The 26,495-nt window shown below is 70.6% G+C and carries 19 protein-coding genes; 6 read left to right on the top strand and 13 right to left on the bottom strand.

Annotation, left to right across the window (positions count from 1 at the left end; translation table 11 throughout):
- The first annotated feature begins 230 nt into the window (after positions 1-230).
- Entirely contained in the window at positions 231-4,037 is a 3,807-nt protein-coding gene (locus AB0D93_RS35015; protein ID WP_362128560.1) for a GH92 family glycosyl hydrolase, read from the top strand.
- Between the two features lie 472 nt (positions 4,038-4,509).
- The gene (locus tag AB0D93_RS35010; protein WP_362128557.1) at positions 4,510-7,197 is read left to right on the top strand and encodes a SpoIIE family protein phosphatase; all 2,688 of its coding nucleotides are present in this window, start codon (positions 4,510-4,512) and stop codon (positions 7,195-7,197) included.
- 229 nt (positions 7,198-7,426) lie between these two features.
- On the opposite strand, the gene acnA is transcribed toward AB0D93_RS35010, so the two are convergent.
- A complete protein-coding gene (acnA, locus tag AB0D93_RS35005; RefSeq protein ID WP_362128554.1) occupies positions 7,427-10,141 on the bottom strand; it encodes an aconitate hydratase AcnA in 2,715 nt (904 codons plus the stop codon).
- A 244-nt stretch (positions 10,142-10,385) separates the two neighbouring features.
- On the opposite strand from acnA, the gene AB0D93_RS35000 reads away from it, so the two are divergent.
- Complete coding sequence (locus tag AB0D93_RS35000; protein ID WP_362128551.1) at positions 10,386-10,718, top strand: hypothetical protein; 333 nt, start codon at positions 10,386-10,388, stop codon at positions 10,716-10,718.
- A gap of 150 nt (positions 10,719-10,868) precedes the next feature.
- Positions 10,869-12,398: a UDP-N-acetylglucosamine 1-carboxyvinyltransferase gene (locus AB0D93_RS34995; protein WP_362128548.1), complete on the top strand. Its 1,530-nt coding sequence runs from the start codon at positions 10,869-10,871 to the stop codon at positions 12,396-12,398.
- 130 nt (positions 12,399-12,528) lie between these two features.
- Here AB0D93_RS34995 and AB0D93_RS34990 read toward each other — a convergent pair whose 3' ends face one another.
- The 9 genes from AB0D93_RS34990 to AB0D93_RS34950 all read right to left on the bottom strand — a co-directional run bounded on the left by AB0D93_RS34990 (position 12,529) and on the right by AB0D93_RS34950 (position 22,621).
- Positions 12,529-13,716, bottom strand: coding sequence for an MFS transporter (locus tag AB0D93_RS34990; protein ID WP_362128544.1), 1,188 nt, complete (start codon positions 13,714-13,716; stop codon positions 12,529-12,531).
- Positions 13,716-14,228 carry a GNAT family N-acetyltransferase gene (locus AB0D93_RS34985; RefSeq protein ID WP_362128541.1) on the bottom strand — a complete coding sequence of 171 codons (513 nt, stop codon included), beginning with the start codon at positions 14,226-14,228 and terminating at the stop codon, positions 13,716-13,718. The genes AB0D93_RS34990 and AB0D93_RS34985 overlap by 1 nt, the downstream gene beginning before the upstream one ends.
- Before the next feature lies 1 nt (position 14,229).
- A complete protein-coding gene (locus AB0D93_RS34980; RefSeq protein ID WP_362128539.1) occupies positions 14,230-15,432 on the bottom strand; it encodes a type III PLP-dependent enzyme in 1,203 nt (400 codons plus the stop codon).
- Positions 15,429-16,718 carry a DUF6271 family protein gene (locus AB0D93_RS34975; protein ID WP_362128536.1) on the bottom strand — a complete coding sequence of 430 codons (1,290 nt, stop codon included), beginning with the start codon at positions 16,716-16,718 and terminating at the stop codon, positions 15,429-15,431. The genes AB0D93_RS34980 and AB0D93_RS34975 overlap by 4 nt, the downstream gene beginning before the upstream one ends.
- Positions 16,715-17,749 (bottom strand): phytanoyl-CoA dioxygenase family protein, encoded by a 1,035-nt coding sequence (locus tag AB0D93_RS34970; RefSeq protein WP_362128534.1) that lies wholly within the window; start codon positions 17,747-17,749, stop codon positions 16,715-16,717. Before AB0D93_RS34970 ends, AB0D93_RS34975 begins: the two co-directional genes overlap by 4 nt.
- Before the next feature lie 161 nt (positions 17,750-17,910).
- Entirely contained in the window at positions 17,911-19,422 is a 1,512-nt protein-coding gene (locus tag AB0D93_RS34965; protein ID WP_362128532.1) for a glycoside hydrolase family 3 protein, read from the bottom strand.
- 8 nt (positions 19,423-19,430) lie between these two features.
- Positions 19,431-20,261, bottom strand: coding sequence for a carbohydrate ABC transporter permease (locus AB0D93_RS34960; RefSeq protein ID WP_362128528.1), 831 nt, complete (start codon positions 20,259-20,261; stop codon positions 19,431-19,433).
- Positions 20,258-21,256: a sugar ABC transporter permease gene (locus tag AB0D93_RS34955; RefSeq protein WP_362128525.1), complete on the bottom strand. Its 999-nt coding sequence runs from the start codon at positions 21,254-21,256 to the stop codon at positions 20,258-20,260. Before AB0D93_RS34955 ends, AB0D93_RS34960 begins: the two co-directional genes overlap by 4 nt.
- An 84-nt stretch (positions 21,257-21,340) precedes the next feature.
- A complete protein-coding gene (locus tag AB0D93_RS34950; RefSeq protein ID WP_362128522.1) occupies positions 21,341-22,621 on the bottom strand; it encodes an extracellular solute-binding protein in 1,281 nt (426 codons plus the stop codon).
- Between the two features lie 323 nt (positions 22,622-22,944).
- Between AB0D93_RS34950 and AB0D93_RS34945 the strand changes: the two genes are divergently transcribed.
- A complete protein-coding gene (locus AB0D93_RS34945) occupies positions 22,945-23,763 on the top strand; it encodes a GntR family transcriptional regulator (protein ID WP_362128519.1) in 819 nt (272 codons plus the stop codon).
- 45 nt (positions 23,764-23,808) lie between these two features.
- On the opposite strand, the gene AB0D93_RS34940 is transcribed toward AB0D93_RS34945, so the two are convergent.
- The gene (locus AB0D93_RS34940; RefSeq protein WP_362128516.1) at positions 23,809-24,264 is read right to left on the bottom strand and encodes a DUF6299 family protein; all 456 of its coding nucleotides are present in this window, start codon (positions 24,262-24,264) and stop codon (positions 23,809-23,811) included.
- Positions 24,265-24,498: 234 nt separating this feature from the next.
- On the opposite strand from AB0D93_RS34940, the gene AB0D93_RS34935 reads away from it, so the two are divergent.
- Positions 24,499-24,693: a DUF5999 family protein gene (locus tag AB0D93_RS34935; protein ID WP_362128513.1), complete on the top strand. Its 195-nt coding sequence runs from the start codon at positions 24,499-24,501 to the stop codon at positions 24,691-24,693.
- A 16-nt stretch (positions 24,694-24,709) separates the two neighbouring features.
- Here AB0D93_RS34935 and AB0D93_RS34930 read toward each other — a convergent pair whose 3' ends face one another.
- Positions 24,710-25,108: a RidA family protein gene (locus AB0D93_RS34930; RefSeq protein ID WP_362128510.1), complete on the bottom strand. Its 399-nt coding sequence runs from the start codon at positions 25,106-25,108 to the stop codon at positions 24,710-24,712.
- Positions 25,105-26,238 carry an acyl-CoA dehydrogenase family protein gene (locus tag AB0D93_RS34925; RefSeq protein WP_362128507.1) on the bottom strand — a complete coding sequence of 378 codons (1,134 nt, stop codon included), beginning with the start codon at positions 26,236-26,238 and terminating at the stop codon, positions 25,105-25,107. The genes AB0D93_RS34930 and AB0D93_RS34925 overlap by 4 nt, the downstream gene beginning before the upstream one ends.
- Positions 26,239-26,495 lie beyond the last annotated feature (257 nt).

Genomic DNA, 26,495 nt, shown 5'->3' with positions numbered 1-26,495 from the left:
CCCGCCAGCGGAGCAAGATCGAATGCAGGGTTGGCTATGGGTCTTTTCCGAGTTGAGACCTCGCGGAAATATGAGGCCCCTGTGCGGCGCCTGCGGGAAAAACTCGCACCATAAGCGCCTGAATGCCACACCCAACACCCTTGACATCACGGGCCACTTGACGCCCTACTGGTTCCTGCGCACCGCAGTTGACAACGTTGTCCAGAGGGTCGCAGGAGGGGAATCCGTAGATGCAGCGGAGAACTCGGCACAGATGGGGTCCGGCGGTCGTCCTCACGGCCGCCTTCGTCATGACCGCCGGCGCACAGGGCGCGGCGGTCGCCCTGCCCGCCAAGGCTCCGGCCGCCGACCGTGAGTTCGCGTCCTCGTTCGAGACGGGGGATCCGGCACCGGACTGGCTGAACACCGTCGACACCGGCCCGGACGGCAGCAAGCGCGCCTCGGGTGTCGACGGCGGCTACAGCACCGGCATTCCGGGCAATGTCACCGACCACGTCACCGATGTCCGGGCGAGCGACGAGAACACGGGCGCCGGCGAGGTGAAGGAGAACCTGGTCGACGGCGAGCCCGGCACCAAGTGGCTGACCTTCGAGCCCACCGGCTGGGTGGAGTTCGACCTCGACAAGCCCATCAAGCTGATGACCTACGCGCTCACCTCGGCCAACGACTACGACGGGCGCGACCCGAGGGACTGGACGCTGCTCGGCTCCACCGACGGCAAGGACTGGAAGACCGTCGACACCCGCTCGGGCGAGAACTTCTCCGAGCGCTTCCAGACCAAGTCGTACGACCTGGCCCAGCCGGCCGAGTACCAGCACTTCCGGCTGGAGGTCACGCGGAACAACGGCGCGGACATCCTCCAGCTCGCCGATGTGCAGTTCTCCACCGGCGGCGGGGGCGGACCGGTGCCGCAGGACATGCTGACGCTGGTAGACAAGGGCCCGACCGGCTCGCCGACGGCCAAGGCACGGGCCGGGTTCACCGGCAGGAGGGCACTGCGCTACGCCGGGCGGCACACGGCGGGCGGCCGGGCGTACTCGTACAACAAGATCTTCGACGTGAACGTGAAGGTCGCGGGCGACACCCAGCTGTCGTACCGCATCTTCCCGTCGATGGCCGACGGCGACCGGGACTACGACGCCACGAACGTCTCCCTCGACCTTGCCTTCACCGACGGCTCCTATCTGAGCGACCTGGGCGCACTGGACCAGCACGGGTTCCCGCTGTCACCGCGCGGGCAGGGCGCGTCGAAGTCGCTGTACGTCAACCAGTGGAACAACGTGGTCTCGCGGATCGGCTCCGTGGCGGCCGGCAGGACGGTCGACCGGATACTGGTGGCGTACGACTCCCCAGACGGGCCGGCGAAGTTCCGGGGCTGGATCGACGACGTGGCGCTGCGGCAGGCGGCGCCGGAGCAGCCGAAGGCGCATCTGTCGGACTACGCGCTGACCACGCGCGGCACCAACTCCAGCGGCAGTTTCTCGCGCGGCAACAACTTCCCGGCGACGGCCCTTCCGCACGGTTTCAACTTCTGGACGCCGGTGACCAACGCGTCGTCGCTGAGCTGGCTGTACGAGTACGCACGCGCGAACAACGACGACAACCTGCCGACGATCCAGGCGTTCAGCGCGAGTCATGAGCCGAGCCCGTGGATGGGTGACCGGCAGACCTTCCAGGTGATGCCCTCGGCCGCGTCCGGCACCCCGGACACCGGCCGTGAGGCCCGCGAACTGCCGTTCCGGCACGAGAACGAGACCGCGCGGCCCTATTACTACGGGGTCCGTTTCGAAAACGGTCTCAAGGCCGAGATGACGCCCACCGACCACGCGGCGGTGCTGCGCTTCACCTATCCCGGCGACGACGCGAGCGTGCTGTTCGACAACGTGACCGAGCAGGCGGGGCTGACCCTCGACAAGGAGCACGGGATCGTCACCGGTTACTCGGACGTGAAGTCGGGCCTGTCGACGGGCGCGACCCGGCTGTTCGTGTACGGCGAGTTCGACAAGCCGGTGACGGACGGGGGATCGAGCGGGGTAAAGGGTTACCTGCGTTTCGACGCCGGTGCGGACCACACCGTCACCCTGCGCCTCGCGACCTCGCTGATCAGCGTCGACCAGGCGAAGGACAACCTCCGCCAGGAGATCCCGGACGGCGCCTCCTTCGACACGGTCAGGCGGCAGGCGCAGCGCACCTGGGACGAGCTGCTCGGCAAGGTCGAGGTGGAGGGCGCGACCCCGGACCAGCTGACCACGCTGTACTCCAGCATGTACCGGCTGTACCTGTACCCGAACTCGGGCTTCGAGAAGGTGGGTGGCAAGGACCAGTACGCCTCCCCCTTCTCCCCGATGCAGAGCCAGGACACCCCGACCCACACCGGCGCGAAGATCGTCGACGGCAAGGTGTACGTCAACAACGGTTTCTGGGACACCTACCGCACCACGTGGCCGGCGTACTCCTTCCTGACGCCCTCTCAGGCGGGCGAGATGGTGGACGGTTTCGTGCAGCAGTACAAGGACGGCGGCTGGACCTCCCGCTGGTCCTCGCCCGGTTACGCCGACCTGATGACCGGTACCTCCTCGGACGTGGCGTTCGCCGACGCCTACGTCAAGGGCGTGCGGTTCGACGCGAAGGCGGCGTACCAGGCGGCCTTGAAGAACGCGACCGTCGTCCCGCCGGTGTCGGGCGTGGGCCGCAAGGGCATGAGCACCTCGCCGTTCCTCGGTTACACCAGCACCGCCACCTCCGAGGGCCTGTCCTGGGCCATGGAGGGATACGTCAACGACTACGGCATCGCGAGGATGGGCGAGGCCCTGTACAAGAAGACGGGCGAGCGGCACTACAAGGAGGAGTCGGAGTACTTCCTCAACCGCGCCCGGGACTATGTGAACCTGTTCGACCCCAAGGCGGCGGGAGGCTTCTTCCAGGGGCGTGACGCCCAGGGGAACTGGCGTGTCGACTCCTCCTCGTACGACCCCCGGGTGTGGGGGTACGACTACACGGAGACCAACGGCTGGGGTTACGCCTTCAGCGTCCCGCAGGACAGCCGGGGCCTGGCCAACCTCTACGGCGGCCGGCAGGCCCTCGCCGAGAAGCTGGACGCGTTCTTCTCCACCCCGGAGACGGCCTCGCCGGACTTCGTCGGCTCCTACGGCGGCGTCATCCACGAGATGACCGAGGCACGGGACGTCCGGATGGGCATGCTCGGGCAGTCCAACCAGGTCGCGCACCACGTGTCGTACATGTACGACGCGGCCGGCGAGCCCTGGAAGACCCAGGCGACCGTGCGCGAGATCCTCTCCCGGCTGTACGCCGGCAGCGAGATCGGGCAGGGCTACCACGGCGACGAGGACAACGGGGAGCAGTCGGGCTGGTACCTCTTCTCCGCGCTCGGCTTCTATCCGCTGGTGATGGGCAGTGGCGACTACTCGATCGGTTCCCCGCTGTTCAAGAAGGTCACCGTGCACCTGGAGAACGGCCGCGACCTGGTGGTCAAGGCGCCTGGTAACAGTGCCAAGAACGTTTACATCCAGAGCGTGACGTTCGACGGCCGTCCCTGGAACTCCACATCGCTCCCCCACTCGCTGCTGTCCAAGGGCGGGGTGCTGGAGTTCCACATGGGTGCGGAGCCCTCGACGTGGGGCACGGGCAAGGACGCGGCCCCGGTCTCCATCACCCAGGACGACAAGGTGCCGGCGCCCCGGTCCGACGTCCTGAAGGGTGACGGTCCGCTGTTCGACGACACCTCGGCGACGGACGCCACGGTCACCTCCGTGGACCTGCCGGTGGCCGGGCCCGCGAAGCCCGTCCAGTACACCCTGACCTCGGCGGCGGACCACACCAGGGCGCCGGCCGGCTGGACCCTCCAGGGCTCCACGGACGGCACCACCTGGCAGACCCTGGACCACCGCACGGGCGAGACGTTCACCTGGGACCACCAGACCCGGGCGTTCACCATCGCCGCACCGGGCACCTACACGAAGTACCGCCTGGTCCTGGACGGCGAGTCGACGCTGGCGGAGGTGGAACTGCTGGCCTGACGCGCGCAGGGAAAGGGGGGCGGGCCCGTCCGGGTCCGCCCCCCTTCGCTGGTCTGCCCGGCGCCTCGGGTGACTCCCTCAACGTGCGCCACCGGTACCACGGAAGAACACACACGCCCCAGCAGACACACGCCGGAATCACCTGGCCGGGTTGTCTCAAGTGGGTTGACATCGTTGTCCGTTGAGGCGGTAAAGTCATATGCAGAGCGAGACAACGTTGTCGTGCCTCGGCCGGCCTCACGAGCTCGCACCGCCCGGGCGGGTGTTCACCCCCCTCAGCCGCCCGGCTCGCGGACCCGGTGGACATGACCACCGGGTCCGCCCGGAGCCGCCGATGACTGGGGAGCAAAACCTTCCGGTCTCGTGACCAGAGGGGCGTGAGTTCACTTTTGTGACGAGCGAGGCGACGAAAATGTGTCCGCCCCTCGGATCAGCCATAGGCAACGAGACCTACCAGTGCTACAAATGCCGCATGTGGGACGTATCCGCCCGGCTACGGCGTACCTCCCGGCGCAAGGCCGGTAGGGGCCGCAGTGTCGCCGGGCAGGTGTTCCTTCTGCAGGTGGCCCTGGTGGCGCTGCTCGTGATCTGCGGCGTCATCGCGCTCGTCCTGCAGTCGGAACACGACACCAGCACCGAGGCCAGGCGCCGGTCCATCGCCGTCGCGCAGACCTTCGCGCACTCCCCCGGCGTGATCCAGGCTCTGCACGCCCCGGACCCGTCCAAGATCCTCCAGCCCCTCACCGAGGCGGGTCGCAAGTCGGCGGGCGTCGACTTCATCGTCGTGATGAACACCAAGGGCATCCGGTACACCCACCCCCTGCCGAGCAAGATCGGGCACCGGTTCGTGGGCCGGATCGGCCCCTCACTGGCCGGGAAGGTCTACACCGAGGAGGTCCACGGGCCGCTCGGCCACGAGGAGCAGGCGACCGTTCCCATATTCGACGACCACGGCAAGGTCGTCGCGCTCGTCTCCGCCGGGCTCAAGGTGAAGAACGTGACCAGCGAGGTGAACCGCCAGATGCCGATCATCCTGGCCGCCGGGGCCGGCGCGCTGGTGGTGTCGACCGGCGGTACGGCGCTGGTGGGGCGGCGGCTGCGGCGCCAGACGCACAGCCTGGCGCCGGAAGAGATGACCCGCATGTACGAGCACCACGACACGGTGCTGCACTCGGTGCGTGAGGGCGTGCTCATCGTCGATGACGACGGGCGGCTGCTGCTCGTCAACGACGAGGCCAGGCGGCTGCTGGAGCTGCCCTCCGACGCCGAGGGAAGCGATGTGCGGGACCTGTCCGGCCTCGATCCCGCGACGGCGGACCTGCTCACCTCCGGGCGCGCCGCCTCCGACGAGGTGCACTTCGCCGGAGGACGGCTGCTGGCGGTCAACCAGCGGCCCACGAACCGCTCGGGAGGCCCCGGCGGAACCGTGGCCACCCTCCGCGACTGCACAGAGCTGCAGGCCATCACCGGCCGGGCCGAGGTGACGCGGGAACGCCTGGAGCTGCTGTACGACGCGGGGCTGGGCATCGGCAACAGCCTCGACGTGATCCGGACCGTGGAGGAACTGGCGCGGATCGCCGTGCCCCGCTTCGCCGACTTCGTCACCGTGGACCTGGCCGACGCCGTGCTGCACGGCGAGGAACCGGCGCCCACGGCGACCGGCATGCGGCGCGTCGCCGTGAGCGGCATCCGGGACGACCATCCCCTCTACGAGAAGGGCAGGCTGATCGACTTCCTGCCCTCCACCCCGCAGGCCCGCGGCTACAGTGCGGGCCGCTCCGAGCTGGTGTCCGATCTGTCGGCCGCCGACGACTGGACCGCGCAGGATCCGCAGCGCGCCCGGCAGATCCTGGACTTCGGCATCCACTCGCTCATCGCCGCCCCCATCCAGGCGCGCGGCATCGTCCTGGGCATGGCCAACTTCTGGCGCTCCAAACGGGACCCCTTCGACGCGGAGGAGCTGTCGCTGGCGGAGGAGCTGGTGGCCCGGGCCGCGGTCAGCATCGACAACGCCCGCCGGTACACCCGCGAGCACGCCCTGGCCGTGACCCTCCAGCGCAGTCTGCTGCCCCGGGCGCTGCCCGCGCAGACCGCCCTGGACGTGGCCTACCGCTATCTGCCCGCCCAGTCGGGGGTGAGCGGCGACTGGTTCGACGTGATCCCGTTGCCGGGGGGCCGGGTGGCGCTGGCCGTCGGCGACGTGGTCGGTCACGGTCTGCACGCCGCCGCGACGATGGGCCGGCTGCGGACCGCGGTGCACAACTTCTCCACCCTCGACCTGCCGCCCGACGAGCTGCTCAGTCACATGGACGACCTGGTCGGCCGCATCGACCAGGACGAGGCCTGCTCCGAGACGGCGGGCGAGATCGTGGGCGCCACCTGCGTGTACGCGATCTACGACCCGGTGTCGCGCCGCTGTGTGATGGCGCGCGCCGGACATCTGACGCCCGCGGTGGTCTCCCCCGACGGGCAGGCCAGCTTCCCCGATCTGCCGGCCGGGCCACCGCTGGGCCTGGGCGGCATGCCGTTCCAGTCGGCCGAGTTCGAGCTGCAGGAGGGCAGCCAGCTCGCGCTGTACACCGACGGTCTGGTCGAGGACCGCTCGCGCGACCTGGACGTGGGCATGGAGCTGCTGCGCCGGTCGCTGGCGGGTCACCCGGACCGGCCGCCGGAGGAGACCTGCCAGGCGGTGCTGGAGGAGCTGCTGCCCGAGCGCCCCACGGACGACATCGCCCTGCTCATCGCGCGCACCCGGGTGCTGCCGCCGGAGCAGGTCGCCGACTGGGACGTACCCCGCGACCCGGCCGCCGTGTCGGGGATGCGCGCCGCCGTGTCCGAGAAGCTGGCGGAGTGGGGCCTGTCCGAGCTGGGCTTCGGCATGGAACTCGTGCTGAGCGAGCTGATCACCAATGCCATCCGGTACGCCAGTGACCCCATCCATGTGCGGCTGATCCACGACCGCACGCTGATCTGCGAGGTGGCCGACGGCAGCAGCACCTCGCCGCATCTGCGGTACGCGGCGACCACCGACGAGGGCGGTCGGGGCCTGTTCCTGGTCGCGCAGCTCGCCGAGCGCTGGGGCACCCGGTACACCCCCCAGGGCAAGGTGATCTGGGCCGAACTCACGGTGCCGCACCTCGGTGAGTTCCTCGTGGACTGAGGCGGTCAGTCGGAACCGCCGGCAGGGCGCGTGCCCGGGGGGGCATGCGAGCCGACGGGAGGTGGCCGGTGTGGGAGCCGGGAGCGCCAGGCATGTGCGCATACTGTGCCGGTCCGCTGGGGGAAGGCTGTGTTCCGGCTGAGCCGCGGCGATGACCTGGTCACGGCACGGCGGAGGGCCGCACCCCCGGCAGGCGGGGGTGCGGCCCTCGACGGCTGTCGCCTGCCGCTTACTTGCGGATCAGGTTGCGCAGCACGTACTGCATGATGCCGCCGTTGCGGTAGTAGTCGGCCTCACCGGGGGTGTCGATGCGGACGACCGCGTCGAACTCGACACCGGTGTCGGTGGTGACCTTGACCGTGCGCGGCGTGGTGCCGTCGTTCAGCTCGGTCACGCCGGCGATGGAGAAGGTCTCCTCACCGGTCAGGCCCAGGGACTGGGCCGAGGCACCCTCCGGGAACTGCAGCGGCAGAACACCCATGCCGATGAGGTTCGAGCGGTGGATGCGCTCGTAGGACTCGGCGATGACGGCCTTCACGCCGAGCAGCGCGGTGCCCTTGGCCGCCCAGTCGCGGGACGAGCCGGAGCCGTACTCCTTGCCGGCCAGGACAACCAGCGGGATGCCGGCGGCCTGGTAGTTCTGCGAGGCGTCGTAGATGAACGACACCGGGCCGTCGGCCTGGGTGAAGTCGCGGGTGTAGCCGCCCTCGGTGCCCGGCGCGATCTGGTTGCGCAGGCGGATGTTGGCGAACGTGCCGCGGATCATGACCTCGTGGTTGCCTCGGCGGGAGCCGTAGGAGTTGAAGTCACGACGCTCCACACCGTGGTCGGTGAGGTACTTGCCGGCCGGGGTGTCGGCCTTGATGGCACCGGCCGGGGAGATGTGGTCGGTGGTGACCGAGTCGCCGAGCTTGGCGAGCACGCGGGCGCCGGAGATGTCGGAGACCGGGGCCGGCTCCATCTCCATGCCCTCGAAGTACGGGGGCTTGCGGACGTACGTCGACTCGGCGTCCCACTCGAAGGTGTTGCCGGTCGGGATCGGCAGCGCCTGCCACTGGGCGTCGCCCGCGAAGACGTCGGAGTAGGACTTGTTGAACATGTCCTCGCCGATGGCGTTCGCCACGACGTCGTTGACCTCGGCCTCGCTCGGCCAGATGTCCTTCAGGTAGACCGGGTTGCCGTCCTGGTCGGTGCCCAGGGCGTCGCGGGTGATGTCCACCTTCATGGAGCCCGCGATGGCGTACGCGACGACCAGCGGCGGGGACGCCAGGTAGTTCATCTTGACGTCGGGGTTGATGCGGCCCTCGAAGTTCCGGTTGCCGGAGAGGACCGAAGTGACCGCGAGGTCGTGGTCGTTGACGGCCTTGGAGACCTCCTCCGGCAGCGGGCCGGAGTTGCCGATGCAGGTGGTGCAGCCGTAACCGACGAGGTTGAAGCCCAGCTTGTCCAGGTACGGGGTGAGGCCGGCCTTCTCGAAGTAGTCGGTGACGACCTTCGAACCCGGGGCGAGGGTGGACTTGACCCACGGCTTACGGGTCAGGCCCTTCTCGACGGCCTTCTTGGCGACCAGGGCGGCACCGATCATGACGTACGGGTTGGAGGTGTTGGTGCAGGAGGTGATGGCCGCGACCGTCACCGCACCGTGGTCGATCTCGTACGTGGTGCCGTCGGGGGCGGTCACGGTGACCGGGCTCGACGGGACGCCGTTGACGGCGGCCGGCGCGTCGGAGGCCGGGAAGGACTCCTTGCCCGCCTCGTCCACGCTGTCCACGTAGTTGCGGACGTCCTGCTTGAACTGCTCGGCGGCGTTCGCGAGGACGATGCGGTCCTGCGGGCGCTTCGGGCCGGCGATGGACGGGACGACCGTGGACAGGTCCAGCTCGAGCTTCTCGGAGAAGTCCGGCTCGGCCTTCGGGTCGAGCCAGAGGCCCTGCTGCTTGGCGTAGGCCTCGACGAGGGCGACCTGCTGGTCGGAGCGGCCGGTCAGGCGCAGGTAGTTCAGGGTCTCGTCGTCGATCGGGAAGATCGCGGCGGTGGAGCCGAACTCCGGCGACATGTTGCCGATGGTGGCGCGGTTGGCGAGCGAGGTGGCGGCCACGCCCTCGCCGTAGAACTCGACGAACTTGCCGACCACACCGTGCTTGCGGAGCATCTCGGTGATGGTGAGCACGAGGTCGGTGGCGGTGGTGCCGGGCTGCAGCTCACCGGTGAGCTTGAAGCCGACGACGCGCGGGATGAGCATGGAGACCGGCTGGCCGAGCATGGCGGCCTCGGCCTCGATGCCGCCGACGCCCCAGCCGAGGACGCCGAGGCCGTTGACCATCGTGGTGTGCGAGTCGGTGCCGACCAGGGTGTCCGGGTAGGCCTTGCCGTCGCGGACCATCACGACACGGGCCAGGTGCTCGATGTTCACCTGGTGGACGATGCCGGTGCCCGGCGGGACGACCTTGAACTCGTCGAAGGCGGTCTGCCCCCAGCGCAGGAACTGGTAGCGCTCCTTGTTGCGGCCGTACTCCAGCTCGACGTTCTGCTTGAAGGCGTCGTTGGTGCCGAACTTGTCGGCGATGACGGAGTGGTCGATGACCAGCTCGGCCGGGGCCAGCGGGTTGATCTTCGCGGGGTCGCCGCCGAGCTCCTTCACGGCCTCACGCATGGTCGCGAGGTCCACGACACAGGGCACGCCGGTGAAGTCCTGCATGATCACGCGGGCCGGCGTGAACTGGATCTCCTGGCTGGGCTGGGCCTGCGAGTCCCAGTTGCCGAGGGCGCGGATGTGGTCGGCGGTGATGTTCGCGCCGTCCTCCGTGCGGAGCAGGTTCTCCAGCAGGACCTTGAGGCTGTAGGGCAGGCGGGCCGAGCCCTCCACCTTGTCCAGCCGGAAGATCTCGTACGACTCGTCGCCCACCTGCAGCGTGCTGCGGGCGTCGAAGCTGTTCGCCGACACGACAGTCTCCTTCATTGATGTGCGCGTACCACCGTCAATCGTGCCGCCACCCCGGTCTGACCGATCCGCTAAGGTAAGGCTAAGTAAGGTAACCCTTAGCAGGTGGCGGCTACGGTGCGCCTGGCAGATATCTCGATGTCGAGATAACACTAGTACATGGCCGCTGGATGGTCATGCCGGAACCGGCCCGGGCACGCCGGTGGCCGGTGGCATGGCTCACACGGCCCCCTGCGACGATCGGCACATGCACCGCGACACCGCACTGATCGGACACTGGGACAGCGCCCCCTTCGACCACGGCGTCATGGAGTCCTCGGAACTGGAGTTCCGCGGCGACGGGCGGGGCGGCGGGACGGTGGCGAACGCGCTCGGGGAGGAGGTCACGGCGTTCTCGTGGCACTGCCCCGAGCCCGGGGTGCTGGAAGTGCGCGACACGGACGGCGATGTCGAGCGGGTCCGCTACGCCGTCACCCGCGCCACGCCGGCGTACACCCCGGACGCGATCCCGGCGGTGCGCTTCGAACCGCCCCTGTTCTTCGCCCGGCAGTACGCGAGGAGTTCGGTGGTTTCCCCGTGATCACACTGGAAACCCGGACAGGGGACGGTTATCGGACGAAACATCCCCACCTTCGCACAGATGCCGCAATTCCGCAGGCCACTGACACCGCGTCACCCGAACGGACCCCTCAACGCAGCACCATCTCATATCTGAGATAACCTCAACCTCATGGCAGACGACTACCTCGTACGCATCGGCAAGCTCATCCGTGACGCCCGGCAGCACCGGGGCTGGACACAGACGCAGCTCGCGGAGGCGCTCGGCACCAGCCAGAGCGCGGTCAACCGCATCGAGCGCGGGAACCAGAACATCAGCCTTGAGATGATCGCCCGCATCGGTGAGGCTCTGGACAGCGAGATCGTGTCGCTCGGTTACGCGGGGCCGATGCATCTGCGAGTCGTCGGCGGCCGTCGGCTGTCCGGCGCCATCGACGTCAAGACGAGCAAGAACGCCTGCGTGGCGCTGCTGTGCGCCTCGCTGCTCAACAAGGGGCGCACGGTGCTGCGCAGGGTCGCGCGGATCGAGGAGGTGTACCGCCTGCTGGAGGTGCTGAACTCCATCGGCGTGCGCACCCGCTGGATCAACGACGGCGTCGACCTCGAACTGGTGCCGCCGGCCGAGCTGGAGATGGCGGCCATCGACGCGGAGGCCGCCGTGCGCACCCGCTCGATCATCATGTTCCTCGGTCCGCTGCTGCACCGCATGGACCACTTCAAGCTGCCCTACGCCGGCGGCTGCGACCTCGGCACGCGGACCATCGAGCCGCACATGATCGCGCTGCGCCGGTTCGGTCTGGACATCGCGGCCACCGAGGGGCAGTACCACGCGCGGGTCGACCGCGCGGTCCGTCCGGACCGCCCGATCGTGCTGACCGAGCGCGGCGACACCGTGACCGAGAACGCCCTGCTGGCCGCCGCCCGGCACGACGGCGTCACGGTCATCCGCAACGCCTCCTCCAACTACATGGTCCAGGACCTGTGCTTCTTCCTGGAGGCGCTGGGCGTCAGGGTGGAGGGCATCGGCACCACCACGCTCACCGTGCACGGCGTACCGAACATCGACGTCGACGTCGACTACTCCCCCTCCGAGGACCCGGTCGAGGCGATGAGCCTGCTGGCCGCCGCCGTGGTCACCGAGTCGGAGCTGACGGTGCGTCGGGTGCCGATCGAGTTCCTGGAGATCGAGCTGGCGGTCCTGGAGGAGATGGGCCTCGACCACGACCGCAGTCCCGAGTACTACGCGGACAACGGCCGTACGCGCCTGGTCGACCTCACGGTCCGCCCCTCCAAGCTGGAGGCGCCGATCGACAAGATCCACCCCATGCCGTTCCCGGGGCTGAACATCGACAACGTCCCGTTCTTCGCGGCCATCGCCGCCACCGCGCAGGGCAAGACGCTCATCCACGACTGGGTCTACGACAACCGCGCGATCTACCTGACCGACCTCAACCGCCTTGGCGGCCGCCTCCAGCTGCTGGACCCGCACCGGGTGCTCGTCGAGGGCCCGACCCGCTGGCGCGCCGCCGAGATGATGTGCCCGCCGGCCCTGCGCCCCGCCGTGGTGGTCCTGCTGGCGATGATGGCGGCGGAGGGCACGTCGGTGCTGCGCAACGTGTACGTCATCAACCGGGGTTACGAGGACCTCGCCGAGCGCCTGAACTCGGTCGGGGCGCAGATCGAGATCTTCCGGGACATCTGACGCGGGTCCCCCCGGTTCCGTCGGGTCGCCCGGGCAGGCGACGAGGAAGCGCTGGTCCAGGGCCCCCGGTTCGGCCCCCCCCCAGCCGTCCGTACCACCGTGCGCCTGTCCGGGGGCCCGTGAGGAGCCGTCAGCCGGAGGTCAGCCCTGCCGGGGTGCCGAGGGCCGCCGGCGCGCGACCGGCCCAGGGGATCCGGAACGCCGTCAGCGTGACGATCAGCGCCGAAGCGGCCACCGTGCCCATGCCGAGGGTCAGGCTCGTGGCGCCGGCGACGAAACCGATCAGCGCCGGGCCGGCCAGCAGACCCGTGGTGCCCATCGCGGCGACCAGGGCCAGGGCGTCGGAGCCGTGGCCGGCCGCCGCGACGTACACGCACGGGGTGACGGCGGCCGCGCCGAGCCCGACGCAGGCGAAGCCGAGGAGCGTCGGCACCACCCCGCCGGCGAGCAGGGCGAGGGCCAGGCCGGCGGCGGCCACCGCGCTGCCCGCCCGGACCACCGGACCGTCGCCCCAGCGGGTGCGCCAGCGGTCCGCGCGGAGCCGGGCCAGCAGCATCATCACGGAGACGACCGCGATACCGAGCGGCGCCACGGACGCCGAGGCCTTGACGACGTCCTTCAGGTAGAGCGTCGACCAGTCGTTCATCGCGCCCTCGGTGATCGTGCCGAAGGCCATCGCGCAGCCCATCAGCAGGGTCGCCCAGGAGGGAAGGGCCAGGCGGCGGTTCCGTCCCGGCCCGCGGGGCGGCTCCGGTTCCGTGTGCGTCAGCAGCCCGGAGCGGCCGGCGGCCGGCAGGAGCAGCAACAGGGCGCCGGCCACGGTGAAGTGCGCCGGCACCGAGCCGGTCAGGGTGGTCACGCCGGAGGTCAGCAGCGCGGCGGCGAGCAGACCGGCACTGAAGGTGGCGTGCAGCTGGGACATGGCAGTGCGCTCGTACGCCTTCTCCAGGGCCGCGCCCTGGGCGTTCATCGCGACGTTGAGGCAGCCGACGGCGACCCCGTCGGCGCAGACCGCGAGGAGCGCGAGCGGGAAGGTCGGTACGACGGCCAGGGCGGCCAGTACGGCGACCAGGCACAGCGCGGAGACGAGGGACAGCCGCCGGGAGCCGAGGCGGCGCGTCAGGACGGCGACGAGCGGGAACGATGCCGCCGCTCCGGCCCCGCAGGCCATCAGCAGCAGGCCCACCTCCCCGGCTCCCAGGTCCAGCCGGGTCTTGAGCGCGGGGAGGCGGGAGACCCAGGTGCCGTACTGGAAGCCGAGGAAGCAGAACAGCGCCGCGATCGACCACTTGGCGCGCTGGAAGGAGGGAGCGGGCATCAGCTCGCCTCCCGCGCCGCGGCCAGCCGCGCCGACATGTACACCGCGTCGCTGCCGTAACCGGCCGGCAGCCGCGCCTCGTGGTGCGGGCGGTAGCCGTTGGCCCGCCAGAAGGGCTCCTTGCCGGCGACCGCGATCAGCGACATGGTCGCGAAGCCGCGGACCCGGGCCACCTCCGACAGGTGGCGGGCCAGCCGGGTGCCGAGCCCTCTGCGCCGCAGCGGCGCGGTGACGACGAGGTCGTGCAGATGGAGGTTGGAGACGCCGGTGCGGGGGTGGGCGCACTGCTCGGCGCGGGCCAGGTCGGGATAGCTGAACCTGGGGCAGGGCAGGGCCAGTGCGTAGCCCGCGATCCGGCCGTCGAGGTCCAGGACGAAGCAGGTGCCCGCCGCGGCCCGGGAGCGCAGCGCGGCCTCCCCCTCGGTGAGCGGGGTGTCCGCGTACGCCTCCGCTTCCAGGGCCACGACCTCGGGCCAGTCGGCCTCGGTGACGCCCCGTATGAGGTCGGTCATGTCAGTGGTGTCCTTCCTGCCCGCGGGTGCACACGCAGGGCAGCGGGCGGATGCCGTTGAACCCCTGGGTCATGTAGCTGGTGGCGTAGGCGCCGGCGGAGAGGATCCAGACCGGGTCGCCGGAGGCGAGGGACGCCGGCACGCGCACCGCGTGCCGCCCGCCGCCGTAGGCGTCGTCGCTGTCGCAGGTGGGACCGGCGACGATCGCGGAGACGTACTCCCGGGCCGCACCATGGCCGGGGAAGACCATCCGGTACGTCAACTGGTCCATCTCGTAGAGGCCGTTGAACTTGCCGCAGCTCAGGTAGAGCCAGTGGGCGTCGGTACCGTCCGGCTGGCGGCGGCGGGTCAGCCGGGAGACGTGGGCGCGGACGGCGCCGTGGTCGGCGACGAGGTGGCGGCCGGGTTCCATGACGAAGTCGAGCGGGGCGCGGGTGAGGTCGCGCAGCCGGTCCATGCCCTCGCGGAGCGAGGTGAAGATCTTGTCCAGGGGCGGGTCGAGGGGGTTGCCGAGGCGGTCCTGGTAGCCGAGCGCGGGCAGGCCGCCGCCGAGGTTGACGTGGTCGGGCACGATCCCCCGTCCGGCCAGGGCCGTCAGGGTGCCGGCGAGGGTGTCGAGGGCCTGCGACCAGGCCTCGCAGGTCATCTGCTGGGAGCCGACGTGCACGGACAGGCCGGCCGGGGTGAGCCCGGCCGCGCGGGCCGTCGTCAGCACACGGACGGCGTCGTCGGGGGTGCAGCCGAACTTGCGGTCCAGGCCCCACAGGGCGCCCTCCCCGGTGGTGGCGAGGCGGCAGAACACCCGGGAGCCGGGGGCGTGCGCGGCGATGGCGGTGACGTCCTCGACGCTGTCGGTGGCGAAGGTGCGGACACCCAGGCGGTGGGCCTCGGCGATGTCGTGGTCGGACTTGACGGTGTTGCCGTAGTGGATGCGGTCCGGCCGCGCGCCGGCGTGGAGGGCCTGGGTGATCTCGGCGGGGCTCGCCGCGTCGAAGCCGGCGCCGCGGGCCGCGAGGGCGTGCAGGACCTCCTCCACGGGACAGGCCTTGAGGGCGAAGCGGATGCGGGTTCCGGGCAGCTCGGCGATCAGGGCGTCGTACTGGTGCTCTATGCCGGTGAGGTCGTAGATGATGCGGTCGGACCCGGCTGCGGCGAGTTCCGTGGTGAGGGGTTCGCCGAGTGGTCGCCCGCCCGGGGCGCTCATGTGCGGGCCGCCTCGATGAGCGCCGGCCAGGCCTGGACCAGGTACGCGTAGTCCTCGATGTCCGACTCGGCCTCGTCGAGCAACCGGTCGCGCTCCTCGGCCAGCCGGTCGGCGAACATGGCGTAACGGCCGCCCAGTTTGCGGTACGCCGTGTCCACCCGGTCCAGGCGCCAGACGTTCTCGGTGCGGTCCAGGTGCGTGCTCTCGCGCAGGAGCTCCACGATCCGCGCGGACCGTACCTGGTGCCGTTCGTCCAGCAGCCCGGCGCCCTCGGCCGCCATGCGGTCGTAGACGTGGTGGAAGTGGAGCATCGACAGCAGGAACTTCACGAACCGCCGCTGGTAGGCCGGGAAGCCGGTGTCGGTGCGGCGTTCGGGGGTGTGGAAGTTCTCGATGTGCCGGTTGTGCAGGATGCCTGGCAGGCCGGCGTCGTGGACCAGGTGGAGGAGGAAGTAGTCGCTGCCGATGGTGTCGGTGGCGGGCGGCAGGGGGACGCGCTCGTACACCGCCCGGTCGAAGGCGATGTTGCACATGTCGACGCGCATCGGGTCGACCACGGTGAGGGTCGCCCGGTCGCCGGTGAAGGGGGCCGTGCCCGCGCCGGTGAAGGACTCCTCGACCAGGTGCCGTCTGCGTTCCTCCGGCCAGTCGCCCGGCGCCCAGAGGCCGACGACGTCGTGGTAGACGCCTTCGTCCAGGCGCCGTATCTCGCCGATGTCGACGGAGAGTTCGCCGATGAAGGAGGCTCCGGCGAGGGACACCGGGCGGTCCAGCAGCGCCGGTGCGAGGTCGGTGGGCAGACCGCCGGCGGCGGCCTCGGCGGCGGCCCTGCCGAGGTACGGCAGCTCGTGGTGGACGGGGAACACCGGCTGTCCCGCGTGGAGTTGGTAGGTGCTGTCGGAGTCCCTGCGGTGCACGGAGGCGCAGCCGAGGGCGGTGGCCAGCAGGAAGGCGCGGTTGGTGCAGGCGCCGTAGGAGACGGCGGGCGGGAGCATGAGGTGGACCAGGCGCTCGGGCTCGGGCAGGCCGGCCTGCTCGACGGCCCGGCGCAGGAAGGCGCGCTGGGTGTCCTCGTCGAGGTGGTGGACGGTGACGTGCCGGGTGGGGGGCAGGGCGGCGACGGCACGGGTGTGCTCGGCGCGGGTGCGGTCGTCGGAGGAGTCGAGGATGAGCAGCTGGACGTCGGCACCGAAGTGGCGGGCGGCGTGGACGGCCTCGTCGTGGAGGGCGGCGATGGTGGCGGAGCAGGCCCGGTTGGTGGGCAGGCAGAGGCAGACGCGGTTCACGGAGCCTCTTTCGCAGCGGCGGTCCAGGAGTCCAGTCCGAGCAGTCTTCTGCCGAGCGGGTTGAGCTCGGCGGGGCCGTAGCGGTGGGCCTCGGGCTCGCGGGCGTCGCCGAGGAGGGTGGCGTTCCAGGTGGGGGTGGCGAGGGTGCGCCAGGAGTCGATCCGGGAGTCACGCAGGGCCGTGTGCTCCTCCAGGGCGGGCATCATCGACAGGTACTGCACGGCTCGGACAGCGTTGTCAGAGAGGTTCGGCGCCACGCCGTGCGCCAGCAGCCCGTTGAAGATGAGCAGGTCGCCGGCCTGGAGGTCGGGGCGGATCACCGGGAACTCGGCGCGGTCCGCGCCGGGCCGGACCGGGTCGCGGCCGGCCGGCCGGGCCAGCCGCCACTCCTCGAACCGGCGGAAGAGTTCCGGGGCGCACTGGAAGCCGCCGAGTTCCGGCCGGGTGTCGTTGAGGGCGATGATGCCCTGGACGCGCTGCGGGAGGACGGCGAGGGTGGTGTCGACGTCCCAGTGCAGTTCGATGTCGAAGCCCTCGTCGGTGGGCTCGATCAGGGAGCGGGAACGGGTGCGGACGTTGGGCGGGTTGAGGTTCAGCCGGTCCAGCGTGACCCACAGCTCCGGGCAGTCCCACACGTCCACGAACGCGTCGTAGACCCGCTGGTTCTGGCGGCTGTCCCAGATGAGCTGATGGTGGTAGGCCTCGACGAAGCCGTAGATGAAGAGGTGCCGGTCGAGTTCGGAGCGGAACTCCGGCTCCTCGTACCAGGTCTCGGGGCGGTCGGGGTCGAGCCCCTGGAACCGCCAGGCGAAGTCCAGGAGTTGCTTGGCCTCGCCGGGGGTGACGGCCTCACGGACGACGACGTAGCCGTACGTCTGCCAGAAGGCGAAGTCCTCCTCGGAGAGCACCCTGAGGGGCTCGGACTTCTCGATGTGGCGCAGCGGGGTGGGCGTGAGGTAGGTCTCGCCGTCCGCGCTGAAGTAGGGGCGCGTGGAGGCGGCCCGGTGGAGGTGGGGGGTGGGCGTCTGCATGTGTTCGCTCCGGGGTGATCTGGTCGGAATACACCTGCGGTTTGGACGTGCGACATGTGCCGGTGGCATGCGCGAGGGCGCGCGTGACCACCGGGTTCCCTGAAGGTGAACGGAGTCGGGGCCGCCCGCCGGCAGGGCGGGCGGCCGGTGCGGATCGGGCGTCAGCCCGCGACGACCGCCTCGGCGGCCGCCACACCGCACACCCGGGCGGCGCCGTAGGTGGCGATGTGCAGGGCGCCGCGCGGGGCGGCCTGCGGCAGGCCCATCTCCACGACGACGGTGTCGGGGCGGGCGGCGAGCAGGGTGTCGAGGGCGGCGCGCATCCAGTCGTGCCGGTGTTCGTCGCGGACCACGGCGACGATCCGCCGGCCGCCGGCCGCGGCGAGGGCGGCCCGTCCGGCGCCGTCGCCGGAGAAGGAGGCGGAGCCGGTGCCGGGCAGCAGCCGCTGGAGTTCGGCGGCCACGCCCCACGGGGTCTGGTCGCCGACGGCGATGTTGCGGGCCGGCTCGAACTGGGCGACGTAGACCGGGGCGGTGACCGGTGCGGCGGGGCCGGTGCGGGTCACGGTGAGCGCGCGGCGGGCCGCGACCAGGCCGATCTCGGGGTCCGGTGCGGTCTTCTCCGCGTCCCCGCGGGCGCCGGCGGTCCAGGCGGCGAGGTCCCGCACCCGGGCGGCCGCGTCGGCGAGCCGTTCCTCCGGCAGTTCACCGGAGCGTACGGCGGCCACGAGCGCGTCCCGGAGGTTCAGCACGGTGCCCTCGTCGCACAGCCCGCCGCCGACGCAGATGGCGTCGGCGCCGGCCGCGATCGCGAGGACCACGCCGTGTTCCAGGCCGTAGGTGCCGGATATGGCGCGCATCTCCATGCCGTCGGTGACGATCAGACCCCGGTAACCGAGTTCCTCGCGGAGCAGTTCGGTGAGGATGCGGCGGGAGAGGGTACCGGGGCGGTCCGGGTCGAGGGCGGGCACCAGGATGTGCGCGCTCATGATCGCCCGGGTGCCCGCGGCGATGGCCGCGCGGAACGGGGGCAGTTCGCGTGCGTAGAGGGTGTCGGCGTCGACGTCGATGCGGGGTACGGCGTGGTGGGAGTCGACGTTGGTGTCGCCGTGGCCGGGGAAGTGCTTGGTGCAGGCGGCGACGCCGGTGGACTGCAGGCCCTCGACCCAGGCGGCGGTGTGCCGGGCGACCAGACCGGTGCTCGCGCCGAAGGAGCGGACGCCGATGACGGGGTTGTCGGGGTTGGCGTTGACGTCGGCGGACGGCGCCCAGTCGAAGTTGACACCGCAGGCGGCCAGGCGCCGGCCCAGCTCGCGGGAGACGGCCCGGGTCAGGTCGGGGTCGTCGACGGCACCGAGGGCGTGGTTGCCGGGGAAGGAGGAGCCCGTGCGCACGTCCAGGCGGGTGACGTCACCGCTCTCCTCGTCGATGGCGACGAGGAGGTCGTCCCGCTCGGCGCGCAGTTCCGCGGTGAGCGAGGTGACCTGTTCCTCGGTGACGACGTTGCGGCCGAACAGGGCGACGGAGGCGAGACCCTCACCGAGGCGGCGGCGCACCCAGTCGGGCGCGGTGGTGCCGTCGAACCCCGGCTGCAGCACGGCGAGGGCGTCGCGGGTGAGGGTGTCGCCCGCGGCGGAGCCGCTGTCAGACCCAGTGGTGGCGAGTGTGGTCATCGGCGGGGTCATCCCTTCACGGCGCCGTCGGTCAGACCGCTGACAGCCTTGCGTTGCAGGAAGATGAAGAGGATCAGGATGGGCAGCGCGAACAGGGAGGAGGCCGCCATCGTGGCGCCCCAGTCGTCGCCGAAGGCGGTCTGGAACTGCGACAGCCACAGCGGCAGGGTCTGCTTCTCGACGTCCTTGTTGAGGATCAGGACGAGCGGGAACTCGTTCCAGGCGGTGATGAACCCGAACAGCGAGGTCGCCATCAGGCCGGGCGCCAGCAGCGGGAAGATGACCCGGACGAAGGCCTGGCCGCGGGTGCAGCCGTCGACCATCGCCGCCTCCTCCAGGTCCTTCGGTACGGCGGCCACGTAGCCGCGCAGGGTCAGGATGGTCAGCGGCAGCACCATCATCGTGTAGAAGACGGTGAGCGGGACCAGGCTGTCGAGCATGTCGTTGTCGCGGACGATCATGTAGATGGCGATGATCATGACTTCCCAGGGGGCCATCTGCGCCAGCATGAACGTCACGATGAGCCCGCGCCGGCCCTTGAACCGCATCCGGGCCAGGGCGAAGGCCGCGAACAGGGCGATGACGAGCGAGAAGACGACCGACAGGACCGTGACGGTGACGGAGTTGGCGACCAGGGTCCAGAAGTGGTCGGCGTCGACGGCCTTCTTGAAGTGGCTGAAGGTGACGTTCGTCGGGAACCACACGGGGTTCTCGGAGATGATGTCGCCGGTCGGTTTGAAGGCCGTCGCGAACATCCAGTAGACGGGGAACACGAAGCCGACGAAGAGGACGACGGCGGTCGCGTTGGGCCAGATACGGCCGAAGACCGAGCGCTTCACAGCTCGTCCTCCTCTTGCTTGAGCACCATGCGCAGGTAGTACGAGGTCATGACGAGCAGCGCCAGGATGGTCAGGAACGAGATGGCCGCGCCGACGCCGAAGTGCTGGTTGCCGACGCCCTGGACGAAGGCGTAGATGGGCAGGGTCTCGGTGAGGTGGTCGGGGCCGCCCTCGTTGATCGCGAAGACCTGCGCGAACGCCTTGAAGATCCAGATGACCTCGAGGAAGGTCGTGGAGTACAGGAAGGGCCGAAGGAACGGGAAGGTCACGGAGGTGAAGCTCTTCCAGGCGCCGGCGCCGTCCAGCGCCGCGGCCTCGTACAGCTCCTTGGGGATCGTGGTGGTGGCGGCGTAGAGGTTGATCGCCACGAAGGGGACCGACTCCCAGACGAGCAGCAGGATGATCACGGAGAAGGTGGACGTCTGGGTGCCGAACCAGTTGTAGTCGGCCATGGCGTGCCAGCCCAGCTTGTCCAGGACCCAGTTGACGACGCCGAAGCGCTGGGCGAACAGCCACTGGTAGACGGTGGTGGCCGCGAGGATCGGCATCGCCCAGGCGAGCACGAGGCCGATCATGAGCAGCAGCCGCATCCTCTTGCCGAGGCGGCCGAGCAGCAGCCCGATCAGGGTGCCGAGCACCATGATCAGCACGACGTTGATCGCGGTGAAAACCACCGAGCGCTCGACGACGTGCCAGAAGTCCGAACCGGTCAGGACCTCTTTGTAGTTGTCGGTCCCGTTCCACTCGGTGAGGTGCTGGATGAGCTGGCGCGGGTTGAGGTTCTGGAACGACAGCATGCCGTTCTTGACCAGGGGCCAGCCGAGCAGGACCAGGGTGGCCAGCAGCGCGGGCAGCAGCAGGAGGTAGGGGGCGGCGGCACCGCGGCGGGACGGGGCCCCGGAGTCACGGTCCGCACCCCGTGGCGGCCCCGGTATCCGGGCCTTGCGGACAGCGGGCTCCCCGGCCGTGTCCGTGCCTTGGGTCTGCACTGACATGAGTTGCCATCTCTTCCGTGGCCGAACCGGCCGTACGAACGACTGAGCCGGGGGCGCCTGCGGCGGCGCCCCCGGCGCGGGTCATCAGTTCTGCTGGGCCAGGCGCTTGTTGATCTCGGACTCGACGTCCTTGGCGGCGGCCGCGGGAGACTTCCCGTTCAGCACCGCGGTCATGTACGACTTGATCGGGTTCGGGGTGTTCTCCACCGCGGCCCACTCGGGGATCAGCGGGGTGGTGCCGCCGGCCGAGGCGCCGGGCGCGGCGGCCTCGGCGGCAGCGTTGCCCTTGAGGTTGGTCTCCAGGGAGGCCTTGTTCGGGACGATGCCGTTGAGCTTGGCCAGTTCGCCCTCGTACTGGTCGGACAGGGCGACCTTCAGGAACTCCTTTGCCAGGGACTGCTTCTTGCTGTTCTGGGCGACGGCGAGGTTGGAGCCGCCGAGGAAGACGCCCTCGGGCTTGTCGGCCGTCTCGCCCGGGATGGTGAAGTAGCCGAGGTCCTTCTCGATGGACTTGTTGGCCTGGATGGCGGTGCCGGCCTCCCAGCCCATGCCGATGATGGCGCCGGTCTTGCCCTTGGCGAAGACGGTGGCCTGCTGCGGGGTGGCCTCGTCCTTGTCCTTGGGGGCCTTGGAGTAGGCGGCGTACTTCTTGTAGATCTCCATGGCGGCGGAGACCTTCGGGTCGGCGAGGTTGGAGACGTACTTGTCGCCCTGCTTCTTCACCAGTTCGCCGCCCTGACCGATGATCAGGCCGTCGAGGAAGTACCAGTTCTGGCCCGGCAGGTAGATGGGCTCGGCGTCGGTCTTCTTGCCGATGGTGTCCAGGTCCTTGAGGAGCTCGTCCCGGGTCTTCGGGGTGGACTTGATGCCGGCCTTCGCCCAGATCGCCTTGTTGTAGATGACGACGCGGTTGGCGAAGTACCAGGGGGCGGCGTACTGCTTGCCCTCGTAGACGGAGGACTGGGAGACCGACGGCGTCCAGTCGGCGCCGATCGTCTTCTTGAGGTCGGCGAGGTCGGCGAGGCCGCCGGTGGCCGCGTAGGCGGGGGTCTGGGTGTTGCCGACCTCCAGGACGTCCGGCGGGTTGTCCTCGGAGAGCGCGGTGGTGATCTTCTGCTGGATCCCGTCCCACTTCTGGGTCTCGAACTTGAGCTTCGCGCCGGTCTTCTTCTCGAAGGCGGCCTGGACGTCCTTGGTCCACTGCGGCGGCGCGGAGCCGTCCATGGTCCAGACGGTGAGCGTCTGGCCCTTCCAGCTCTCCGGTCCCGCGTCCTTGCCGCTGTCCTTGCCGTCGTTTCCGCCACACGCCGCAACGGAGACCATCATGCCCGCGATCACGATCGCGGCAGCGAGCTTGCGCTTCACGCCACCCTCCTCAGGGATGCCTCTAACCCCCCACGCCCTCGGCGGTGACCTGCGTACGACGCTGTTGCACGTAGGGCTCGGGACCTGGCCACTAATGGTGTAGACCAGTACCGTGGAGCTTGGCCTAGACCTTTCGGGGTGTCAAGGGTGGTCCGTCAAGCCGGTTGCCGCCGTTACGAGAACGTCACCGGAGGGCCTCCGTCCGCATCCGCCCCTTTCGCCCGGGCGTCCGATGCACCGGACCTGGACGAGTGAGTTGGACTAGACCATAGGGCAGTTGGTCGCTATAACGGGAGACCGTCGACACAGCCGGGAAGGCAGGCATGACCACCCACGTCAGCAGCGCCCAGCCGCACAGAGGGGCGACCGGCCGCACCGCGCGCGTGCCGAAGTACTACCGGATCAAACAGCGACTGCTCGCCATGGCCGAGGAGTTGCAGCCCGGCTCCGCCATGCCGGCCGAGCGACTGCTCGCCGTACGGTTCGACACCTCCCGGACCACCATCCGGCAGGCGCTCCAGGAACTGGTCGGCGAGGGACTCCTGGACCGGATCCAGGGCAAGGGCACCTTCGTGGCCCAGCCCAAGCTGTACCGCACGCTGCAGCTCACCTCGCACACCGAGGACATGCGGGCCCAGGGCCTCACCCCCGCCTCGCAGGTGCTGGACATCGGGGAGGTACCGGCCGACGAGCGGCTCTCGGGGCTGCTCGGCATCGCCGTCGGCGAGCGGGTGCTGCGCATCGAGCGGCTGCGGCTGGCCAGCGGCGATCCCATGGCGATCGAGACGACCCATCTGTCCGCGCACCGCTTCCCGGGCCTGCGCGCGTCCCTGGCCACGTATCCCTCGCTGTACACGGCGCTCGCCGAGGTGTACGGCGTCCATCTCGCCGAGGCCGACGAGACCATCGAGACCTCACTGTCGACCCCGCGCGAGGCGCAGTTGCTCGCCACCGACGTGGGGCTGCCGATGCTGCTGCTGTCCCGGCACTCGCGGGACGCGGAGGGCAGCCCGGTGGAGTGGGTGCGCTCGGTGTACCGGGGCTCGCGCTACAAGTTCGTGGCCGCGCTGCGCCGGCCGGGCTTCCCGGTGGTCCGGCGGAAACGGACCGCGCCGGACCGGGACGGACTCAACCCCGCCTGAATCCAGGGGTCTCGTTCCGAGGACCTTACGAGGGACGCCCGCGGCTCATTCGTCGACGAGTACGACGTCCTGCTCCGTGGCCGTGTGGAAGGCGGGCAGCGGAACCAGGCCGGACGGGCGCAGCTCCATCAGGGTGGCCTGGACGTGGGCCTTGCCCGCCTTGTACTCCCGCGTGGCGACCTGACCGGAGTTCTCCCAGCGGTGCTCGGCGCCGTCGCACTGGGCGACGCTGCCGCCGATGCCCTGCGTGACCTGGGGGTTGCTCTGGCTGATCGAGGAGCTGACGAACACCGGACCGGTGCCCGCGGTGCAGCGGTACGTGCCGGAGATCCTCACCGTGCCCGCGGACGTGATGTGGCCCGTGGTGTCGACCGTGACGGTCTCGGCGGGATCGGTGCCGGCCGGGCCGGCGGGGGCCGGACCGGCGACGGCCGGGCCTGCGGCGGCGCACAGCAGGGCGGCCGTGCCGAGGGCCGCGGCGAGGGCGGGGCGTACGGGCATGGGATACCTCCCGGTTCCATGGGGTGGGGGCCTCCACTGGTACCGGGCGGCCGGGCCGCCGGGTGTGACCGTCACTCCATCGGTGGCGCGTCATGGAACCGTCCGGTAGTTGTCCGGGTGTTGTCACGCTTCACGACACGCGGTTCCGGGGCGTTCACCCGGAGGGCATGGTCTGTGCATGAGGGGCGGCGGCCGCGTCCGCCGGCCGCTCACATCCCGATGTGGAGGTGCGCCATGTGCTCCGACCAGTCCTCGTGCCCCGCGTCCGGCCCGGCCCCGCGGCACCCCGTGGCCGCCCACCCCGAGCAGGGCTGGACCTTGCTGTGCGACGGTTCGATCGTCTTCGACGACAGTGGCGAACTGCACCCGGACGGCAGCGTGGTCCCGCCGTGCCGGCTCCCGGCGGAGCGGCTCGCGGCGGCGGCCTGACCGGTACGGCGGCCGGTCAGGGCAGTACCGCGAACCCGTCCAGCTCCACCATCGCCTGCTCGTCCCACAGCCGTACGACCTGCACGACGGCCATTGCCGGATAGTCCCGGCCCGCCAGGTCCCGCCAGATGCGGCCGAGCCGGCCGGCCTGGGCGCGGTAGGCGGCGACGTCCGTGGCGTACACGGTGACGCGGGCGAGGTCGGCCGGGGTGCCGCCGGCCGCGCGCAGGGCCGTCAGGAGGTTGCCGAGGGCCCGCTCGAACTGCTCGGGGAGCGTGCCGCCGGTGACCTTGCCGTCGGTGTCGAGGGCGGTCTGGCCGGCGAGGAAGACCACGCGGGCGCCGGAGGCGACGACCGCGTGGGAGAAACCCGTCGGCGGGGACAGCTCGGTCGGGTTGACGCGCTCGGTCGTCACCGGGGCCCCTCCTCGGTCTTCGCGTACAGCTCCTTGGCGATGATGCCGCGTTGGACCTCGCTCGCGCCCTCGTAGATGCGCGGGGCACGCACCTCGCGGTACAGGTGTTCCAGGAGGTGGCCGCGGCGCAGGGCCCGGGCGCCGTGCAGCTGCACCGCGGTGTCGACGACGTACTGCGCGGTCTCGGTGGCGAGCAGCTTGGCCATCGCGGCGCGCCCCGGCACGTCGGGGGCGCCCCGGTCGTACGCCGTGGCCGCCGCGTACACCATCAGGCGGGCGGCCTCGGTGCGCAGGGCCATCTCGGCGACCTGGTGGGAGACGGCCTGAAGGTCCATCAACGTGCCGTGGAACGCCTCCCGTCGGCGGGTGTGCCGTACCGTCGCGTCGAGCGCGGCCTGGGCCATGCCGACCGCGAAGGCGCCGACGCTGGGGCGGAAGAGGTTGAGGGTGCCCATGGCGACGGCGAAGCCGCGGTCCACCTCGCCGAGCACGTCGGCGGCGGTGACCGGCACCGCGTCGAAGTCCAGGGCGCCGATGGGGTGCGGTGAGAGCATCTCCAGGGCACTTCCGGTGAGCCCGGGCCGGTCGGCCGGAACGAGGAAGGCGGTCACGCCCCTGGCTCCGGCGCCGGGGGTGGTGCGGGCGAAGACGGTGTAGAAGTCGGCCTCGGGGGCGTTGGAGATCCAGCACTTGGCGCCGAAGAGCCGCCAGCCGTCGCCGCCGTCGGGTTCGGCCGCGAGGGACAGCGCGGCCGCGTCCGAACCGGCTCCGGGCTCGCTCAGCGCGAAGGCGGCGACCGCGCTGCCGTCGGCGACCCGGGGCAACCAGCGCTCGCGCTGGGCGGGGTTGCCGTGGGCGTGCACCGGGTGGGCGCCCAGGCCTTGCAGGGCGAGGGCCGTCTCGGCCTCGGTGCAGACCTGGGCGAGGGACTCCCGCATCAGGCACAGGTCCAGCGCGCCGGAGCTGAACAGCCGGGCGAGCAGCCCGAGTTGGCCGAGCGCGGCGAGGAGCGGCCGGTTGACGTGCCCTGGCTCACCCTTGTCGACGAGCGGACCCAGCCGTTCGGCGGCCAGCGCCCGCACCTCGGCACACCAGGCGACCTGCTCCGGTCCAAGCGAGAACACAGCCACTACGGAACTCCCTCCGATCCGGGCCACCATGCCCTTCCCCGCTCCATCCGTGACGGGCCGCCACGTCCCCTTCGCCGCCGGCCGGGACGGGCCGTCACGTCCCCCTCGCCGCCGGCCGGGCCGGGTCGGCAAGGCGCCTCCCACCCGTCGGGGACGAGTCGTCACGGCCCTTCCCCCGCCGCGACGACGAGGCCGACGCGGCTCCGCTCCCTCCCGTTCCGTCCGGGCCGGGCCGGGTGGGGGCCGAGCCGCCGTGC

Origin of the sequence: Streptomyces sp. NPDC048191 (assembly GCF_040652655.1) — a bacterium.
Taxonomy (GTDB): domain Bacteria; phylum Actinomycetota; class Actinomycetes; order Streptomycetales; family Streptomycetaceae; genus Streptomyces.
This window is presented reverse-complemented; position numbering and strand designations above follow the sequence as displayed.

Coding starts and splice junctions, on each gene's coding strand:
- AB0D93_RS34995 (WP_362128548.1), top strand. CDS start 10,869: ATGGCAGACGACTACCTCGTACGCATCGGCAAGCTCATCCGTGACGCC.
- AB0D93_RS35015 (WP_362128560.1), top strand. CDS start 231: ATGCAGCGGAGAACTCGGCACAGATGGGGTCCGGCGGTCGTCCTCACG.
- AB0D93_RS34945 (WP_362128519.1), top strand. CDS start 22,945: ATGACCACCCACGTCAGCAGCGCCCAGCCGCACAGAGGGGCGACCGGC.
- AB0D93_RS34970 (WP_362128534.1), bottom strand. CDS start 17,749: ATGCAGACGCCCACCCCCCACCTCCACCGGGCCGCCTCCACGCGCCCC.
- AB0D93_RS34965 (WP_362128532.1), bottom strand. CDS start 19,422: ATGACCACACTCGCCACCACTGGGTCTGACAGCGGCTCCGCCGCGGGC.
- AB0D93_RS34990 (WP_362128544.1), bottom strand. CDS start 13,716: ATGCCCGCTCCCTCCTTCCAGCGCGCCAAGTGGTCGATCGCGGCGCTG.
- AB0D93_RS34940 (WP_362128516.1), bottom strand. CDS start 24,264: ATGCCCGTACGCCCCGCCCTCGCCGCGGCCCTCGGCACGGCCGCCCTG.
- AB0D93_RS34985 (WP_362128541.1), bottom strand. CDS start 14,228: ATGACCGACCTCATACGGGGCGTCACCGAGGCCGACTGGCCCGAGGTC.
- AB0D93_RS35010 (WP_362128557.1), top strand. CDS start 4,510: ATGTGGGACGTATCCGCCCGGCTACGGCGTACCTCCCGGCGCAAGGCC.
- AB0D93_RS34955 (WP_362128525.1), bottom strand. CDS start 21,256: ATGTCAGTGCAGACCCAAGGCACGGACACGGCCGGGGAGCCCGCTGTC.
- AB0D93_RS34935 (WP_362128513.1), top strand. CDS start 24,499: ATGTGCTCCGACCAGTCCTCGTGCCCCGCGTCCGGCCCGGCCCCGCGG.
- AB0D93_RS34980 (WP_362128539.1), bottom strand. CDS start 15,432: ATGAGCGCCCCGGGCGGGCGACCACTCGGCGAACCCCTCACCACGGAA.
- AB0D93_RS35000 (WP_362128551.1), top strand. CDS start 10,386: ATGCACCGCGACACCGCACTGATCGGACACTGGGACAGCGCCCCCTTC.